The sequence below is a fragment of the Acinetobacter lwoffii genome (genome assembly GCF_024129435.1).
GTDB lineage: Bacteria > Pseudomonadota > Gammaproteobacteria > Pseudomonadales > Moraxellaceae > Acinetobacter > Acinetobacter lwoffii_F.
Genome location: NZ_JAMXXN010000003.1, coordinates 127,897 through 145,794, shown reverse-complemented (window position 1 = coordinate 145,794; position 17,898 = coordinate 127,897). Strand labels below are relative to the sequence as shown.

At 45.7% G+C, this 17,898-nt stretch carries 15 protein-coding genes and 1 pseudogene; 5 read left to right on the top strand and 11 right to left on the bottom strand.

Annotated elements, in window-relative coordinates; all coding sequences use genetic code 11:
- Positions 1–66 precede the first annotated feature (66 nt).
- Positions 67–843 (top strand): annotated as a pseudogene (gene yihA / locus NI455_RS03155) (ribosome biogenesis GTP-binding protein YihA/YsxC); the annotation flags it as partial.
- A 277-nt stretch (positions 844–1,120) separates the two neighbouring features.
- Here the strand turns inward: yihA and NI455_RS03150 are convergent.
- Entirely contained in the window at positions 1,121–2,368 is a 1,248-nt protein-coding gene (locus NI455_RS03150; RefSeq protein ID WP_071850882.1) for a dicarboxylate/amino acid:cation symporter, read from the bottom strand.
- Positions 2,369–2,542: 174 nt separating this feature from the next.
- A complete protein-coding gene (locus NI455_RS03145) occupies positions 2,543–3,415 on the bottom strand; it encodes an acyl-CoA thioesterase (RefSeq protein WP_004645045.1) in 873 nt (290 codons plus the stop codon).
- Between the two features lie 283 nt (positions 3,416–3,698).
- On the opposite strand from NI455_RS03145, the gene plsB reads away from it, so the two are divergent.
- Positions 3,699–6,266: a glycerol-3-phosphate 1-O-acyltransferase PlsB gene (gene plsB / locus NI455_RS03140; protein WP_148335058.1), complete on the top strand. Its 2,568-nt coding sequence runs from the start codon at positions 3,699–3,701 to the stop codon at positions 6,264–6,266.
- A 191-nt stretch (positions 6,267–6,457) separates the two neighbouring features.
- Here the strand turns inward: plsB and NI455_RS03135 are convergent, their stop codons facing one another.
- The gene (locus NI455_RS03135) at positions 6,458–7,261 is read right to left on the bottom strand and encodes an NAD(P)H-binding protein (RefSeq protein WP_253112373.1); all 804 of its coding nucleotides are present in this window, start codon (positions 7,259–7,261) and stop codon (positions 6,458–6,460) included.
- 33 nt (positions 7,262–7,294) lie between these two features.
- On the opposite strand from NI455_RS03135, the gene recG reads away from it, so the two are divergent.
- Both recG and NI455_RS03125 read left to right on the top strand, forming a co-directional pair.
- The gene (gene recG / locus NI455_RS03130) at positions 7,295–9,340 is read left to right on the top strand and encodes an ATP-dependent DNA helicase RecG (protein ID WP_253112368.1); all 2,046 of its coding nucleotides are present in this window, start codon (positions 7,295–7,297) and stop codon (positions 9,338–9,340) included.
- Positions 9,327–9,962 carry a ComF family protein gene (locus NI455_RS03125; RefSeq protein WP_253112365.1) on the top strand — a complete coding sequence of 212 codons (636 nt, stop codon included), beginning with the start codon at positions 9,327–9,329 and terminating at the stop codon, positions 9,960–9,962. The genes recG and NI455_RS03125 overlap by 14 nt, the downstream gene beginning before the upstream one ends.
- 4 nt (positions 9,963–9,966) lie before the next feature.
- Here the strand turns inward: NI455_RS03125 and NI455_RS03120 are convergent, their stop codons facing one another.
- The gene (locus tag NI455_RS03120; RefSeq protein ID WP_224216259.1) at positions 9,967–10,368 is read right to left on the bottom strand and encodes an NUDIX hydrolase; all 402 of its coding nucleotides are present in this window, start codon (positions 10,366–10,368) and stop codon (positions 9,967–9,969) included.
- A 30-nt stretch (positions 10,369–10,398) separates the two neighbouring features.
- Positions 10,399–10,989 carry an LOG family protein gene (locus NI455_RS03115; RefSeq protein ID WP_253112442.1) on the bottom strand — a complete coding sequence of 197 codons (591 nt, stop codon included), beginning with the start codon at positions 10,987–10,989 and terminating at the stop codon, positions 10,399–10,401.
- A 152-nt stretch (positions 10,990–11,141) separates the two neighbouring features.
- On the opposite strand from NI455_RS03115, the gene NI455_RS03110 reads away from it, so the two are divergent.
- Positions 11,142–12,155, top strand: coding sequence for a CorA family divalent cation transporter (locus tag NI455_RS03110; protein ID WP_004732304.1), 1,014 nt, complete (start codon positions 11,142–11,144; stop codon positions 12,153–12,155).
- Between the two features lie 106 nt (positions 12,156–12,261).
- Here NI455_RS03110 and NI455_RS03105 read toward each other — a convergent pair whose 3' ends face one another.
- From NI455_RS03105 to NI455_RS03080, 6 genes are all read right to left on the bottom strand, one after another.
- The gene (locus tag NI455_RS03105; RefSeq protein WP_253112363.1) at positions 12,262–12,552 is read right to left on the bottom strand and encodes an STAS domain-containing protein; all 291 of its coding nucleotides are present in this window, start codon (positions 12,550–12,552) and stop codon (positions 12,262–12,264) included.
- A gap of 15 nt (positions 12,553–12,567) precedes the next feature.
- Positions 12,568–13,206, bottom strand: coding sequence for an MlaC/ttg2D family ABC transporter substrate-binding protein (locus tag NI455_RS03100; RefSeq protein WP_253112361.1), 639 nt, complete (start codon positions 13,204–13,206; stop codon positions 12,568–12,570).
- An 18-nt stretch (positions 13,207–13,224) separates the two neighbouring features.
- Positions 13,225–13,902, bottom strand: a complete 678-nt coding sequence (gene mlaD / locus NI455_RS03095; RefSeq protein WP_253112359.1) for an outer membrane lipid asymmetry maintenance protein MlaD — start codon at positions 13,900–13,902, stop codon at positions 13,225–13,227.
- A complete protein-coding gene (mlaE, locus tag NI455_RS03090) occupies positions 13,902–14,681 on the bottom strand; it encodes a lipid asymmetry maintenance ABC transporter permease subunit MlaE (protein ID WP_074383590.1) in 780 nt (259 codons plus the stop codon). Before mlaE ends, mlaD begins: the two co-directional genes overlap by 1 nt.
- Positions 14,678–15,496: an ABC transporter ATP-binding protein gene (locus NI455_RS03085; protein WP_180050836.1), complete on the bottom strand. Its 819-nt coding sequence runs from the start codon at positions 15,494–15,496 to the stop codon at positions 14,678–14,680. Before NI455_RS03085 ends, mlaE begins: the two co-directional genes overlap by 4 nt.
- Positions 15,497–15,901: 405 nt before the next feature.
- On the bottom strand, positions 15,902–17,776 hold the full coding sequence (locus NI455_RS03080) for a DEAD/DEAH box helicase (protein ID WP_004281533.1): 1,875 nt from the start codon (positions 17,774–17,776) through the stop codon (positions 15,902–15,904).
- Positions 17,777–17,898: the final 122 nt, after the last annotated feature.

Below are 17,898 nucleotides of genomic sequence, written 5' to 3'. Positions count from 1 at the left end.
AAGTTCGCTTGCCTGTGCGACTTCCTTTATAATGTTTCATTGTAGATCATTTATTGAAGTTGAGTTATGCACCACAGCAGAGGAAAATCCAAAAACAGTAAGACAGCCCATGCGCCTAAGCAAAAGATCAGCTACGAGAAAAAAGTTGATTCTGCCATTACTGAATATTCTGTGCGCGCACTCAACTGGCTACGCAAAGCCGAATTTTTAATGAGTGCACCCAAACTCAGTCTTTGTGTAGAAGATACAGGCTATGAAATTGCTTTTGCCGGCCGCTCGAATGCGGGTAAGTCTAGTGCGATTAATGCCCTGACCAACCAGAAACAGTTGGCACGTGCATCGAAAAAACCTGGCCGTACCCAGATGATCAACTTTTTCAGCCTGGGTAATCCGGATCAGCGTCTGGTCGACTTACCCGGTTATGGTTATGCGGCTGTGCCTGAAAAAATGAAACTGGTCTGGCAAAAAGAACTGGAAAATTACCTGATTCACCGTCAAAGCTTGCAAGGCCTGGTATTGTTGATGGATATCCGTCATCCCCTGCAACACTTTGATGTAATGATGCTGGAATGGGCTTATTCCCGCCAGTTGTTCGTGCATGTGTTATTGACCAAATCTGACAAACTAAACCGTGGTCCTGCATCCAAAGCCTTGCAGGAAGTCAAAGCGGCATTGAAAAAGATGAAGCTGGATTTCTCGATTCAACTGTTTTCCTCCATGAACAAACAAGGTTTAGAAGAACTGGCCAGCGTCATGGGTGGCCGTTTGAACTTTACCTTAGATCAAGCATCTGAATATGATCTGGACAGCATTCCGGAAGCATCAGCGCATGATTTGAATGAATCTGATGAACCGCTTGAAGAGCTCGAGCTTAGTGAAACTGATTCTGAGCATGCTGAAGTATCGACTCATGATTTAAATGAAGCTGAAGAACCGCTGGAATTGCTTGAGCAGGATCAATCCGAGCTTAAAGCGGCAGATGAGCTAAATCAGAATAAGCGTTCAGCGGATTAAGACCATATCACCTAAATGATCTGTGATCATTCTTGATTTATTAAAACTCAACGTACAAATAAAAAAGCAGGTCAAATACCTGCTTTTTTTTATTTTTTTAAATGTTTTAGCTATCTGTAGCTTGAAGATCGGGTTCACGCGTATGCCGGTCCACCACCACGCTGATCATCATATCTCCCTGAACATTCACCACTGTACGTACGGTATCCAGTAAACGGTCGATCGGTAAAAGAATGGCAATCGCCTCGGCAGGTAAACCAACCGATTGCAAGACCATAATCATGGTCACCATACCGGCACTCGGAATTCCCGGTGCACCTAAGGATGCAATCATCGCAGTTGCACAGACCACCAGTTGCTGCCCCAGACTCAGATCCAGCCCCATTAAATTGGCAATAAACAGAGCTGCAGCTGCTTCATACAGCGCCGTACCATCCATATTCAACTGTGTACCAAGTGGAATCACAAAGCCTGCAGTATGTGGACGTACCCCTAAATTTTCCTGTGCGCATTTCATCGACAAGGGCATGGTGGCCGAACTGGAACTGGTGGCAAAGGCAGTAATCAAGGCAGCACGTGTGCCTTTAAAGAACGTGACCGGATCCATCTTGCCGAAAATCCACAGCAATAAAGGCAAAACCACGATGCCATGAAAAATCGTCGTACCGGTGACTACCGCAGCGAATTCAGCCAGACGACTGAGGACTGAAACATCTTCAGTGGCAATTAATTTAGCCAATAAGGCAAAAATACCAAGCGGTGCCAGTTTCATAACCCAGCCAATCATCAACATCATGATCTCGAAAAACTGGTGACTCAGCTTGCGCACGGTACGAAATTTATCCCCACCTGCCACCAGTGCCACACCAACAAATAAGGCAAAGACTACCACCGCCAAGACATTGCCATCGGCAAAAGCTTTAAACGGATTGATCAGGGTATTCTGAATAAAATTGGTAAAGAAAGATGAAGGTGTCAGGGTATCTGGCGTTTGATGTTGCGCCATGGCATCCTGGAACATCAGCACATCAACACCCTTACCGACATCAAATAAATGCGCACACGCCAGACCTAAAATGAGCGCCAAGGTGGTGGTGGTCACACAGCACATCAGGGTGATTTTCCAGGTGCGGCTTAGCTGCCCACCCGCCTGCAGATTGGATACGCCGACCACGATCGAGCTAAAAATCAGCGGCACTAACAGCATTTTTAACAAGCCAATAAAAATGCTGCTGACGATACCGATGCCATATAAGCTGATATCAAAAAATGAGGTCTGCGGAAATATCGTCAATAGAAATCCAAACAGCACCCCCAATACGGCGGCAATTAGAATTTGCGTATTTAAGCTCATCTTTTCATGCATTTTTAATATTGATCTTAAGCCGCACTATGCCATGCGAATTCTACAGAATCGAGTAATATTTTATAAACGCGGCGTGAGGACATGATATCAAATGGCCATTTTCATCCGGCTTAAAAACAAAAAGCCGAATCAGGGATTCGACTTTTTGAGCAGGAAGAAAAATTACTGTGTTTCGATTTCACGTAAACGGATCAAGCCTTCCTGAGAGGTACTGCAGACCAGCTCACCGTTCTGCCACATCCGGCCAAAATTCAGGCCACGCGAACTGGCGCTTTGGGTGGCATCCATATCGTAAAGCATCCACTCATCCGCACGGAACGGTTTATGGAAGTACATGGCATGGTCAATACTGGCACATTGCAAACTTGGCGAGATATAGCTCAGACCATGTGGACGAAGCGCTGTGGTCATCAAGGTAAAATCAGAATAGAAAGCAGCAATAGCCTGATGCAAGGAGATCTGATCGACTTCTGCAGCAATACGGTCATGCGTACGGATATAGTGCGCATAAGACGGTGCTTCAGGTTGAGGCTGGAATGGATTTTGCGGATTGACCGGACGAATTTCCACATGACGATCACGAGTGAAAGATGCACGGACATTTTCCGGAATAAACTCAATAATCTGTTTGATCAGTTCCGCTTCATTTTTCAGGCTTTCTGCCGGTGGATATTCAGGCTCTGAAATCTGGTAATTGAGCCCTTCTTCCTGATGCGCGAAAGACACCATACACATGAAAATGGTACGGCCATGCTGAATAGCGCGCACCTGACGGCTGACAAAGCTCTTGCCGTCACGGATACGATCCACTTCATAAATAATCGGTGCATTGACATCCCCGCCAAACAGAAAATAGGCATGTAATGAATGTGCTGGACGGTCTGTGGTATAAGACGCGGCGCGTAGTGCCTGCCCTAAAACCTGCCCACCGAACACGCGCTTGCCCACCAGATTCCGGCTGATTCCCCGGAAAATGTTTTCTTCTAACTTTTCTAAGCTGAGCAGCTCGACCAGTTCCTGTGTTAAGGCATTCATAAGCAACCTATCTAATATTGGAGATATCCCAAAATGGAAAAAAGGATCTAAATAATTGATCTGGAATATTCTGCCACAAAATCAGAACGAAACTCTAAAGTTTGCATGACTGTTCTGTCATACTGATGTCATAAGTGACTAGGAAAAGCACCTGCTTTCACGCTAAAATTGAAGCACTTCTGTTGAAGTTGTTAAAAAAAGATATATTGTTTCGCTTTAGAAACCCGCAAAATAAATTCCCTCAGAAGTCCTGTGGTTTTGGTCAGTAAAATTAGGAGCAGCTATGTCCAAGAATGGCTTTGGTCAAATGTATCGCAAGCTTTCAAGTAAGTTACTTGATCTTGTGGTTACCCCTCATGTTCTTGGGGAAGTACCAAGTGAAGTGACAGCGCCTGAATCTGATCAGACTGCAGCAGAATCGCAGAAACTGGTCTGCTACGTTTTACAGAACCATTCGCGTAGTAATGCACTGGTTGTCGATGCAGAAACGCGACGCTTAAAATTGCCGGCTGCACTTGATCCAATGCAACTGGGCAATAATAAGGAAAAAGCATCGGTACTGTTTTTACAGCATCATGATGAAAATAACCTGTTGAGTTCTCCCCCGCATGCTTTCCCGCCGCGCCTGTTACGTCTGATTGAAATCCTGGAACAGCATCCTGAGCTGGATGTCGAACTGGTTCCGGTAACAGTACTTTGGGGACGTGAACCTGAGAAAGAAGATTCCTGGTTTAAGCTTTTATTTACCGATACTTGGTCTACGCCAAGCCGGGTCAAACAACTGGTCAATATCGGCCTGCATGGTCGCCAGTCTTATTTAGAGTTTCATGAACCGCAATCTTTACGCACCTTGATTAACTTTGCCAAAGAGACGCATCCAAATTCAGCGCCGGCCACCTATATTGTCAGCACTTTAAATGATTACCTGGATGGTCAGCGTGAAGTCATTCTCGGGCCGGATCTGTCCGACCGCCGTAATGTCATGCATGGCCTGATCAAGTCACCCGATGTACAGGCAGCGATTCGCAATGACAGTATTCGTAGCAAAATCTCGATGCTGGAATCTGAACGTCGTGCGATTGGTTATCTGAACGAAATCGTTTCCGATTATTCTCATTCTACCGTACGTTTTGCCGACAAGGCCCTGACCCGCTTATGGACCCAGCTTTATGATGGTGTGGAAGTGCATAATTTCAGTACCGTGCGTGAACTGGCCAAGGATTATGAAATTGTCTATACCCCATGTCACCGCAGTCACATCGACTATTTGTTATTGTCTTATGTGATCTATCGTCGTGGCTTGATGGTGCCGTATATCGCTGCGGGCGATAACCTGAATATGCCTTTTGTCGGTCAGATTTTGCGCGGTGGTGGCGCTTTCTTTATTCGCCGTACTTTCCGCGGCAACGCGCTGTATACCACGGTGTTTAAAGAATATCTGTATAGCGTCCTGTCACGTAATACCCCGCTGGAATACTTTATTGAAGGCGGCCGTTCACGCACCGGTCGTTTGCTTCCGCCAAAAACCGGGATGCTGGCGATGACCGTACATGGTCATTTACGTGGCAAATCTAAACCGATTGTGTTTTTGCCAACCTATATTGGCTATGAACGCCTGATGGAAGGTGGCACTTATGTCGGTGAAATGAGTGGCAAGCCAAAAGAAGCTGAGTCTATTTTTGGAATTTTGAAAACCCTGCGCAAAATTGAACGCATTTTTGGCAAGGTACATCTGAACTTCGGGAACCCGGTATTTCTAGATGACATCCTGAAACAGCATGGCGCAGAAAATATTAAGATCGAAAAGAATGATGATCCAATTCCCCAAGCAGTTTCTGATGCTGTGAATAGCTCGGCACAAGCTATTCTGGAAAATATCAACAGTGCGGTCGTAATCAATCCGGTATCATTATTATCTTTAATCTTACTGGCTACGCCAAAACATACGCTGGATGAAGAAATCTGTATCAAACAGCTGGATACCTATCGCACCTTGCTGGCAGCATTGCCTTATGATGAACGCATGCAGGTGACGCCGCTGTCAGGCAAAGAAATAATTGCCTATGCGATGAAGCTGAAACTGATCAAGCGGGTCAAGCATGTACTGGGAGATATTATTGCGATTGAAGATAATCAGGCAGTTCTGCTGACGTATTTCCGTAATAATATTGTGCACACTTTTGTGCTGCCATCTTTGATTGCAGCCCTAGTTGAACATAACGGTACCATTCGTCGTCATGATGTCGTGAATATCAGCAGTACCCTGTACCCATTCCTCAAAGCTGAACTGTTTTTAAAATGGCATGAAGATGAGATTCAGGATCAGGTGAATGCGCATATTGACAGCTTAATTGCCTCAAAACTGATTACACAAGATGGTGAAAACCTGATTGCACCTGCACCAAATACAGAAGCACATCATCAGCTTGAAGTTCTAGCTGCACCAGTAACCCAAAGTCTGGAACGTTACTACATGACTTTGGCACTGATTACCCAGCGTGGTTCTGGCAATATTTCGACCCGTCAGGTCGAAGAGCTGAGTTATCTGGTGGGACAGCGCCTGTCTGTGCTATATGAGTTCAACTCACCTGAGTTCTTCGACAAAGCCCTATTCCAGAGCTTTATTAAAGTCTTAACCCAAAAAGGTTATCTGTGTACCAATGAAGACAATGCGATTGTCTTTGATGAGCAGCTAACCAATGTGGCTCAATATGCAGATTTGGTACTGGATGAAGTGAAGCTACAAATGCTGCACCACATCACCGACTTTACGGATGAAGAACTGAAAGAAGCCCTCGATGCGGTTGCAGCTGAACAAGCCAAGAAACGCGCGAAGCGGAAAAAGAAGTAAGATTATTTAAGCCCCTAAGCTCCTTCTCCCTCCGCGGTGAAAAGCACTGCTTCGCAAGGGAGATGAGGAAAAATGTTCAAAAAATTCTCCACCTCTCCCTAGCCCTCTCCTAAAAGGAGAGGGAATTTAATCCTCCCTCTCCCCTTCGAGAAAAGGAGGAATGTTCCTCTTTTAAAAGAAGGGGCTAAAGATTATTTTTCCATCAACTCCAAATAATCCTCATAACAATCTGGATGCTCTAACTCAAATCCCATTTGCTGCATTCGAGTCGCATAAAGTTTCTTACCTGTCACCTGCTCGCTTTCCACTTGCAGTAAAGGAAGCCCCAGCTGCTGTTGGAACCATTGCAATATTTCATGCATTAATTTTGGCTGGTTATCGGTCACAATATAAGACTTTTCAGGATGTTCCACGTGAATCATCTGTGACAATAAACGTGATAAATCTTCAATATGAATCCGGTTCGACCAGTGCCGATTTGGATAACTCAACATCGAGGCAGCCATTTTTTGCATACGTGCAACTGAAGCGCCATAAATCCCGCTTGGCCGAATGATGGTACATTGCTCAGGATAAGCAGCGAAATAAGTCTGCTCCATCTGCTGCAAGATTTTGCCCTGAGCATCAATTGGGTGAATTTCAGTTTCATCATCTACGATTTCACCGGAATTTTGCCCATACACTCGTGTCGATGACACCACCACAATCCGTTGCACTGGATGATGCTTCAACGCAGTGATAATCGGCTGAACCGAATCCAGATAAGTCTGCTGATAACCTTCAACCGTACTTTGTTTTGGACTAAGTAATACATAGACCCAATCAACTGGGGTAACTGCAGTTAAATCCAGTTGATGCACATCCTGAATCAGATGAGTTGCGAATGAATCTGTTTTGGGACTCTGGCTAATTGTGCTAATTTGATGACCTTGCTCAAATAGTTGTTTAGCCACACGTCGGGATGTTTTACCATAACCGGTAAATAAAATATGCATTGAGCACCGAATCACAAATCTGGTTGAGGGGACATGGCTGCAGTCCATCAGTTACAAGGCGTTGGCAATGCCGCCGCTGCATTACTCGAAAAACTAAATATCTTCAATACTGATGATTTGCTTTTTCATCTACCACGTGACTATGAAGACCGTAGCACGATCATTCCCATGAATCAATTGAGCGTGGGACGCAGTTATCTGCTGGAAGGGATCGTTAAAGGTGTAGATTTTCCACCCGGTAAACGCAAATCTATGGCTGTGTTGCTGGATGATGATTTTGGCAAGGTTACTTTACGTTTTTATCATATCTATAAAGGTATTACTGACCGCTGCAAACTGGGTAACCGTTTAAGAATTTTTGGTGAAGTGCGGGTCGGTGCGCGCGGTCTGGAAATGTATCATCCCGAACTGCAAGTCATTACTGAGGACACACCTTTACCTCAAACCCAGCTCACGGCAATTTATCCGGCGACTGAAGGTCTGACCCAGCCAAAAATACGGGATTATATTCAGCAGGCCTTGGCTCAGTATAGCGACCATCTGCCTGAATTGCTGCCAGCAAAATTTAGTAACGGTTATGCGCTGAAACAGGCACTGGAATATATCCATCATCCACCAGTCAACGCCAATATGCTGCAGCTGGCACAAGGCTCGCATCCTGCACAGCAACGCCTGATCTTTGAAGAGCTGGTGGCGCATCAGATCAGTTTATTGACACGTCGGGCCTTTATTCAGCAAGTCGAAGCGCCTTCATTTGCGCCCAGTAAAACCTATGCCAAACAGCTCTTAGCCAGTCTGGCTTTTGAAATGACCGGTGCGCAAAAACGTGTATCCAGAGAAATCGTGCAGGATTTAAAAAGCAATAAACCGATGTTGCGTCTGGTGCAAGGCGATGTCGGCGCGGGTAAAACCCTGGTGGCTGGTGTCGCAGCTTGCCATGCACTGGAAGAAGGCTGGCAAGTTGCATTGATGGCACCGACCGAGATTCTGGCCGAGCAGCATTATCTGAATTTTAAACGCTGGTTTGAGCCTTTGGGCTTAAATGTGGCCTGGCTTTCCGGCAAGCAAAAAGGTAAAGCTCGCGCCGCAGCGGAACAGGTGATTCGGGATGGCAGCGCCCATCTGGTGATCGGAACGCATGCCCTGTTTCAGGAAAATGTCGAGTTTGCCAAACTGGGTCTGGTGATTATTGATGAACAGCACCGCTTTGGTGTGGATCAGCGCCTTGCACTCAGAAATAAAGGGCTAGATGGTATGTCTCCGCATCAACTGGTGATGACTGCGACTCCGATTCCCCGCACACTGGCCATGTCTGCCTATGGTGATCTGGATACCTCGGTGATTGACGAGCTGCCGCCGGGCCGTACCCCGATTCAGACCGTGACCATTCCATTAGATCGACGCGAAGAAGTCTTGCAACGGATTGCCAGCAACTGTGCTGAAGGTAAGCAGGCATATTGGGTGTGTACACTGGTAGAACAGTCCGAAACCCTGGATGCTCAGGCCGCAGAAGCGACCTTTGCCGAAATTCGCGAGCGCTTTCCTGCGCTGAATATCGGACTGGTACATGGCAAGATGAAAGCCGATGAAAAACAGGCGGTAATGCAGCAGTTTAAAAATAATGAATTACAGCTCCTGATTGCCACCACCGTGATCGAAGTCGGCGTCGATGTACCCAATGCCTCCATTATGGTGATTGAAAATGCCGAGCGTCTGGGTCTATCTCAATTGCATCAGCTACGTGGCCGGGTCGGTCGTGGCGCCAAAGCCAGCTTCTGTGCCCTGCTGTATAAGCATCCACTTTCGCAAAATGGTCAGGAACGTTTAAGAATCATGCGCGAAACCAATGATGGTTTTATGATTGCCGAGAAAGATCTGGAGTTACGTGGCCCGGGTGAGCTGCTCGGGACCAAACAGACCGGAGACATGAATTTCCGTGTGGCCAAACTTGAACGTGATGATCACCTGCTCAATCAGGCACATTATGTGGCCCAGCAGATGCTCAAGGATTATCCTGATCAGGCCGAAGCATTATTGCAACGCTGGCTACCGGAAGCACCGCGCTATGCCTATGTTTAAATTACTGCAACACGGAAAATCCTGGCTCACCCGCTTACAACCCTGTCAGCTGTGTCTGACTGATCATCAGTCCATTCATTCAGTCTGTGAAGATTGCTGGCAACAATTACCGTGGGCACATCAAACTCTTCAACGTCAGGAAATGCAGTTCCAGATTGCCTGCAACTATGCCTACCCGATGGATCGTTTGATTCAACTGTTTAAATATGAACAAAAACTGCATTTGCAAAATTTACTGGCAGGTGCACTGTTAAGTTTAGACCTGCCTAAAGTCAGTGCCGTAGTACCGATGCCGATCTCGAATGAGCGTCTGGCCGAGCGCGGTTATAATCAATCTCTGGTGCTGGCCAAACATGTGGCGAAACAGTTGAATGTACCCATCTGGCAACCGATTACCCGACTAAAACAACATTCACAGAAAGGTCTAAGCCGGCTGGAGCGGATTGAAGATATCCAGTCGCAATTCCAGATCAGCACGATTTCTAAGCTTCGTTACCGTCGGGTGCTGATTATTGATGATGTGGTGACAACCGGCAGTTCGATTCGGGCACTCAGCCAAACACTTGAACAACTGGGTTGTCAAAAAATTTATGCAGCCTGTCTGGCAGGCGCACAAATCTGAAAATTTACGCCTGAGCGAGTAACTGCGACTTCACCCATGGAATCACAATTTCCGTAGTCAAGGGCGCGAGTCGCACCTCTTTTTCATCCAGATCGACCCATTTCATTTCAGCGATTTCAGCTTCAATTTTTGGTGCTTGATCCAGACTTACCCAATAGACATAACTCACCAGTTGATGATCTGGTTCATTCGCCGTCTGGGTTTCAAAACGCCCAATGAATTGCTGAATCTGTGCCTGTGTGCCAATTTCTTCCTGAATTTCACGCAACATCGTTGCTTCTGGTGCTTCATTTGGCTCCAGCTTGCCACCAACCTGCATAAAGCAGGACGTCCCTTTTTTGCGAACCACCAGCAGTTGCTGCGCTTCATTTAAAATAATGGCTGCAGCCACCGTAATCACTTTCATTTATTTTCTACAAATCATGCTGTGGACAGCTTATTTTACAAGATCGGTCTGATCGACCATACCCCATTTCGCTTCAGGCGGCTGATAACTTTCAAACTGGCGCAAAATATCATCCAGATTATCACTCACAATTAAAGCATCGCTAAAGCGCGCTTTGGTAAAACCTTTCTCGGTCGTCATATGGATAAATTTGAGTAAATCATCATAGAAACCATCTACATTTAAAAAAGCACAAGGCTTTTTATGAATTCCCAACTGTGCCCAGGTCCATTGTTCAAAAATTTCTTCCAACGTTCCTGCACCACCCGGAATGGCAATAAATCCCTGGGCCAGTTCCGACATGCGGGTTTTACGTTCATGCATATTATCGACCACAAATAGCTCGGTAATATGCGGATGCGCCAGTTCACGATTGACCAACTGTCTTGGAATTACACCAATCACCTTGCCACCAGCAGCCAAAGCACTATCAGCGATAATCCCCATCAAACCAGAACGACCACCGCCATAGACCAGCGTCTGATGTCTTGCTGCCAAGGCTTGGCCAACCTTTTCGGCAATCTGGGCATAGAGAGGATCGGAGCCCAGTGCTGAACCACAAAAAATTGCGATAGAATTCATCATTTCACTCTCCAATTGACGCTATATTGTACGAAATCGCTGCAAGCGCGTTTTTTCCAAAAATAACTGCTTAATATCAGTGTTTTTATTCAATTCCTTGTCTAAAATACACCCATTCCAATTCACATACTGCGCCAGGGAGAAAAGACAGCATGCTTGAAGCCTTTTACGCCACAGAGCGCGGTAGCTTAGAAGATATCACGATTAACGGTGATTTCGACCTGCATCCAGATTTAGTATGGCTTGATCTGATTGCACCTTCACAAGAAGAGCAGCAATGGATTCTAGATGCCTATGCGCAAAACTTGCCGACCTTAAAATCGCTGGAAGATATTTCCTCTAGTGCCCGATTTTACCGTGATGATGACGGTATTTTGCATATCAGCACCTATTTTTTAACCAAAAATAAAAACTATCAGGTCGAGAACGAAAACGAAGATGAATCCAGCATGCTGGCGACGGTACAAACCGTAGCATTCATTCTGCATAAGGACCGTCTTTTTACCTTGCGTGGCGAAAAGCTGGTGGCTTTTCGTGCCTTCCGTGCCCGTGCGCGCCGCAATGATTATGAAATCGATTATAAAGATCCGACCTGGATTTTATTGGGCCTGCTCGAAGCCAAACTGGATGAGCTGGCCGATATTCTGGAAGATGTACATAAAGATTTAGAGAAATATTCAACTGAAGTGTTGAATAACCGCCATCGTGAGCAGATTCTTGATCTGGATGACATGATTACCCGTCTGGCTCAACTGGAAGATATGCTCGGTAAAGCGCAGCTTTGTCTGATCGATTTACGTCGTGTTCTGACTTTCCTGTCTCGTCCACGCGCCTTGGGCAGTCATATTTATGATGCGGATATCCGAGAATTGAGTGAAGATGTACGCTCGCTGGTTGAACATGATGCTTTCCTCTTTCAGAAAGTGCGCTTTCTGCTCGATACCACGTCCGGATTTATTAACACCGAACAGAACGATACGATTCGTCGATTCTCAATCCTGCCAAGTATGCTCGCGCCACCGATGCTGATTGCCAGTATTTATGGGATGAATACCGAAGTTCTGCCTTTTGCACAAGGCTCCATGAGCTTCATTATGGTCAGTATTATTTTGATCGGCTTTTTGATTGGGCCATTGATTTACTTTAGATGGAAGAAGTGGATTTAAGCGAGCTTTAAAGCACTGCTTTTAAAGCGAAGTGCAAGAAACGCTCCTCATCTGATTCATGTTTATTTGAAAAGTAATAAAAAAGCACCTTTCGGTGCTTTTTTATTTACTGAATGATCTGTAAATCATCCTGTAAATGGCAGGCCTGAATGATATTCATCATTTTAGCAGGTACAGCTTTAAACTGTAGTCCTTGCGCTTGAGGCGTCTGGCGCAACCAGCGCACCAATACTGCCAAAGCCAAAGTACTACCACTTTCAAGCCCAGCCAGATTAACCACAAGCGGAAACTTGGTTTGTGACTGAACCACACGCAGACCATTTAAGTAATAGTCCTGCGCATTGGCATACTCAATTTTGCCTGAAACCTGCAATTCCTGATCCTTGAATACAATCACAGCTCACCTATCTGATTATTTCTTGTTCTTGTCGATTGCAGCTTCTGCATCCGGTTTGAAGTTAGCAATGGCTTTATCTATATTACCGCCATTACGTTTTACTGTCGCAGCAAACTGGTTACGGAATTGCAAACCTAGATCGATACCCGATACGTTGATGTTGCGGATTTTCCATTGTGAACCTTTGTCCACCAGCTGGAACGCCACCGGAATTTTCTCGCCTTTATTATTAAAGTCGATGGTTACAACAGGATTTTTGCTATTGCTAGCCTTGTATGGACGCATGCTATAGGTCTGATTGCTGAACTTGGAAAATGCAGAACCATAATTTTCAATCAGCGTTTCACGGAAATTCTTTTCAAACTGCGCGCGCTGTGCAGCAGTACTATACTGGTTCGTCGCATAAGTCCCCATCACAATACGCGTGAAAGACTGTGAATCAATGTATGGATCCAGATTCTGGCGGACAATCGCTTTTACCAGCGCCGGATTGTTCTGCAATTTTGCATTATCAGCTTTGAGGCGCTCAATCAAACCATCTGCCACTTTTTTAATAAAAGCAGGTGGTGCTTCAGACGGTGCAGCAAACACTGTACCAGCAACCATTGTGGAAAGAATGCTTGCTGCAAGCGTTTGTTTTACTAAAGTTTTCACTGAAATCTCCTCAATCTATTATTCAACAAATGCAGGTTCTGCATCAGTCGATTCTGAAACTGTCGCCTGTTCTGGGGTAGTTTCTTGACTATCCGACGATTTACCGGCACCGCCAGTAATGAACTTCGTCACTAAATCTTCAATTTCCATGGTGCCTTGGGTATTGGCAATCTGATCACCACGTTTCAAATAGTTCAGACCACCACCTGGAATAATTTTCAGGTATTTTTCACCCAATAACCCATTGGTCGCTACCATAATATAAGCATCCTCATCAATATTGGTGATGGATTTCATGTTAGCTAACAGTTGTTTTTCCATGTCTTTTTGTTGCGCAGGTGTCGCTGCTTCATAGTCCGAGCTGTAGCGTAACTCGTCCAGAGCTTCCTCTTGAACTTGCTTTAATTGTTCAGCATTAAATGAGGTCAATGAGCCATCTAAGGTCATATGTACGGTTGCCAGACGCGTTACAGGATCCAGGGTAATATCATCGACCTGTCCCACTTTCACCCCGCTTAAAGCGACTTTGGCACGTGGCTTGATGCCATTCACATTTTCAAAAGTTGCCGTCATTTTATAGCTGTCGGAAATATTGCTGCCGACCAGACCACTGACACGCATCGCTAAAAAGAATAAGGCAATACCAAATAAAATAACAAAAACACCAACGGCCAGCTCACTAGTACGTGATTTCATTAAACACCTCCGAACATGACCGCAGTCAACACAAAATCAAAGCCTAAAACGCACAGTGAAGAATAGACGACTGTACGCGTTGTAGAAGTTGCAATACCTTCCGATGTCGGTACACAGGCATAGCCTTGATATACCGCAATCCAGGTACACATTAATGCGAATACAAAACTTTTAATAATAGTGCCATTCAAGACATCTTTATAGAATTGCACGCTGCTTTCCATGCCGCTCCAATAAGCACCTTCATCGGCCCCTAAAAAGTCTACACCGACCATTTTACCGCCCATAATTCCGACTGCGGCAAAGATCACCGAAAGCATGGGCAAGCTGAAAATCCCCGCCCAGAGACGTGGCGAAATCACCCGTTTTAAGGGATCCACCCCGATCATTTCCATACTGGACAATTGTTCAGTGGCTTTCATCAGACCAATTTCTGCGGTCAAAGCCGAACCGGCACGTCCTGCAAACAGCAAAGCCGCGACTACAGGTGCTAATTCACGCAGCAAGGTCAACGCCACCGCTGTACCAAGCATGGATTCACTGCCAAAGGTCGACAGAATACTGAACATCTGCAAGCCAAGCACGGCACCAATAAACAGACCAGAAACCACAATAATCAGCAGGGACAATACCCCGACCCGATACATCTGATAAACAAATAGTCTTAGCCCAAGCCAGGTCGGCATGGAAAATAAGATCTGCAACAGCATCAGGGTTGCGACCCCAATCCCCTGTACACGTTCAATAACGCGTCTACCTAATGCGGCAATTGCATTCATGAACGTACCTCATCACTTAAGTAAGCCCGATGACTAAACTGATAATCGACTGGACCTTCCACCGAACCCGTCAGGAATTGCTGCACAAAAGTTGAAGGATGCACTTTTAGCTCTGCCGGTGTCCCCTCGCCCTGGATCTTGCCTTCTGCCACGATATAAATGTAATCAGCAATGGATAAGGTTTCTGTCACATCATGCGAGACAATAATCGTGGTCAGATCCAGTGCTTCACGCAGAGAGCGGATTAAACGAGTCAACACCCCCATCACAATCGGATCTTGTCCGGCAAAGGGTTCATCGTACATGATTAGTTCAGGGTCCAGCGCAATCGCCCGGGCTAAAGCCACACGTCGGTTCATACCACCAGACAGTTCCGATGGCATCATTTGCTCTGCACCGCGCAAGCCGACGGATTCCAGTTTCAATGCCACGATTTCCTTAATTAGATGTTCTGGCAGTTTGGTATGGGCCCGAATTGGAAACGCGACATTTTCATACACGCTCATATCGGTAAACAAAGCACCGCTCTGAAATAGCATACCCATCCGTGCACGTGCTGAAAAAAGTTCGGAACGTGACATCGAGGCAATATCTTTGCCATCCAATAAGACCTGACCATGCTCAGGCGTCAGCTGCCCACCGATCAATCTTAATAAGGTGGTTTTACCGGTTCCGGATGGCCCCATAATGGCGGTAATCTGCCCACGACGAATATTTAAACTCACGTCGTCATAAATCACGCGCTCGCCTCGTTTGAAGCTCAAATTCCTGACTTCAATCAAAGACTGAGTATCTCGCGCTGTTTGATTTTTCATAGCTGAGTTTATTCCTACATTTTTTCAGCATGCATACTATAAAGGAACGAAGTTCAAAATGTTAGCAGTTGAAAAAGGTGGGTGAATATCATAAAAAGATGACAATAATTGATTATTTCGTGTTTTTTATAATAAAAATATGTACTTAGGCTTAAAATGACTAGATTGATTAATTAAAAACACTGTATAAATAATAGATAATATTACATAAAATCAAAGTCAATGCGATATATGGCATATGCACCTCTATCAATTGAGATCGAGCGGCTAAACTTTTCATATTAATAATTATCATAACCCTGACAAAATATGAATTAGTAGACATTTTACGTTAAAAAGCAAAAAACTCAATGCATAAAAAAACCGGTATTTCTACCGGTTTTTTATCTTCATCTAGCGACTCTATTAGTCGTTAAATTTACGACGTGGACGATCTTCACCACCGAACGAACGTTCACCACGTGGTTTGTCATCAAAGTTGCGACGTACTGGACGATCACCGAAATCACGTTTTGGACGGTCATCACCGAATGAACGCGCTGGACGATCACCGAAACCACCTTCACGACGTGGAGCAGGACGATCACCAAAATCACGTTTTGGACGATCACCATAACCGCCTTCACGAGCTGGCTTGTAATCTACACGGTTGCCACGGTTGTCATCATTAGAGCGAGGACGGTCACCAAAACCACCTTCACGACGCGGAGCTGGACGATCACCGAAGTCACGCTTTGGACGGTCATCAAACGAACGTTGTGGACGGTCGCCAAAACCACCTTCACGACGTGGCGCTGGACGGTCACCAAAGTCACGCTTTGGACGGTCATCAAACGAACGTTGTGGACGATCACCGAAACCGCCTTCACGACGTGGCGCTGGACGATCACCGAAGTCACGACGTGGACGATCTTCGCCAAATGCCGGACGTTCGCCACGTGGTTTGTCATCGAAGCTACGACGTGGACGATCATCACCGCCTTCACGACGTTTGAAGTTGCTTTCGCCTTCAAAACGACGACCGCCACCGAAACCACCACGACCGCCATCACGACGACCGCCATCACGGCCACGACCGCGACCAGCGCCATCACGGCTACCACGTGCAGGAGGTGGAGATGGCTCAAGACCTTCAATTTCAGATACGTTTAGACGCGCATCAAGGAAGTCTTCCAAAGCACGGATTTTACCGCGTTCACGGTAAGTCGCCAAAGTAATTGCTTTACCAGTACGACCCGCACGACCTGTACGACCGATACGGTGTACATAGTCTTCGTTCTTCATTGGAAGACCGAAGTTAATGACGTGTGAAATTGTTGGTACGTCAAGACCACGCGCTGCAACGTCAGTTGCAACCAGAATCTTCGCACGACCTTCACGAATGCTACGTAAACGACGGTTACGAACAGTTTGTGGCATAGCACCGTGAAGCGCTACAACTGATAGACCTGCTTCAGCAAGTTCTTCAGCCAACATATCTGTATCTTCTTGAGTTGACGCAAATACAACTGCTTGATCAACGTCTTCTTCGTTCAACCAATGAGTAAGAAGTTTTTTCTTGTGCTCGAAACCGTCAGTCCAATGCAAAGTCTGAGTAATATCAGTATTTGTAGAGTGACCAGTTTCGATCGAAATACGCATTGGATCATTCATCATGCGTTCTGCAAGTGTAATGATACGTGGTGCAAAAGTCGCAGAGAACATAAGAGTCTGTTTGCGGTTTGCAGCCAATTCACCAATTGCTTCTAAGTCTTCAGAGAAACCCAGGTCAAGCATACGGTCAGCTTCATCGACGATTAACGCGTCAACTTTATCCAATTTGATTTGACGACGATTCACCAAGTCAAGTAGACGACCTGGAGTTGCAACAACAACTTGCGCGCCTTTTAACTGTTGAATTTGCTTACCGAAAGGCATACCGCCCATGATTGCCGCAATACGAACACCTTTCATGTGACGTACAAATGCGATTGCGTCTTGACATACCTGTTGTGCCAATTCACGAGTCGGTGAAATCACCAAAATATTCGGTTGAGTAACCGCTTTCATACGGTCTTTAAACGGTACTAATGTATCTTGGTTTGCCAACGCATTTAACGTAGGCAGTAAGAATGCAGCGGTTTTACCAGAACCTGTTTGGCTTGACACAAGAAGGTCTTTGCCTTCAAGCGCAGCTGGAATCGCTTGTTCTTGTACAGGAGTAGGAGTAGTAAAGCCTAAAGCGTCGAGAGCCTGGGTTAGAGATTCGTCGAGGGAAAAATCAGCAAAAGTTTTGCTCATAGAGAGTATTCACCCTGAAGTGGGTGCTCCATTTAATAAATAACAATTATGGACATCGGCAAAAAGCGGCACAGCAAATAATGCTGAAAATATTAGGATTCAGCAGCGATCCGAGTAACGAC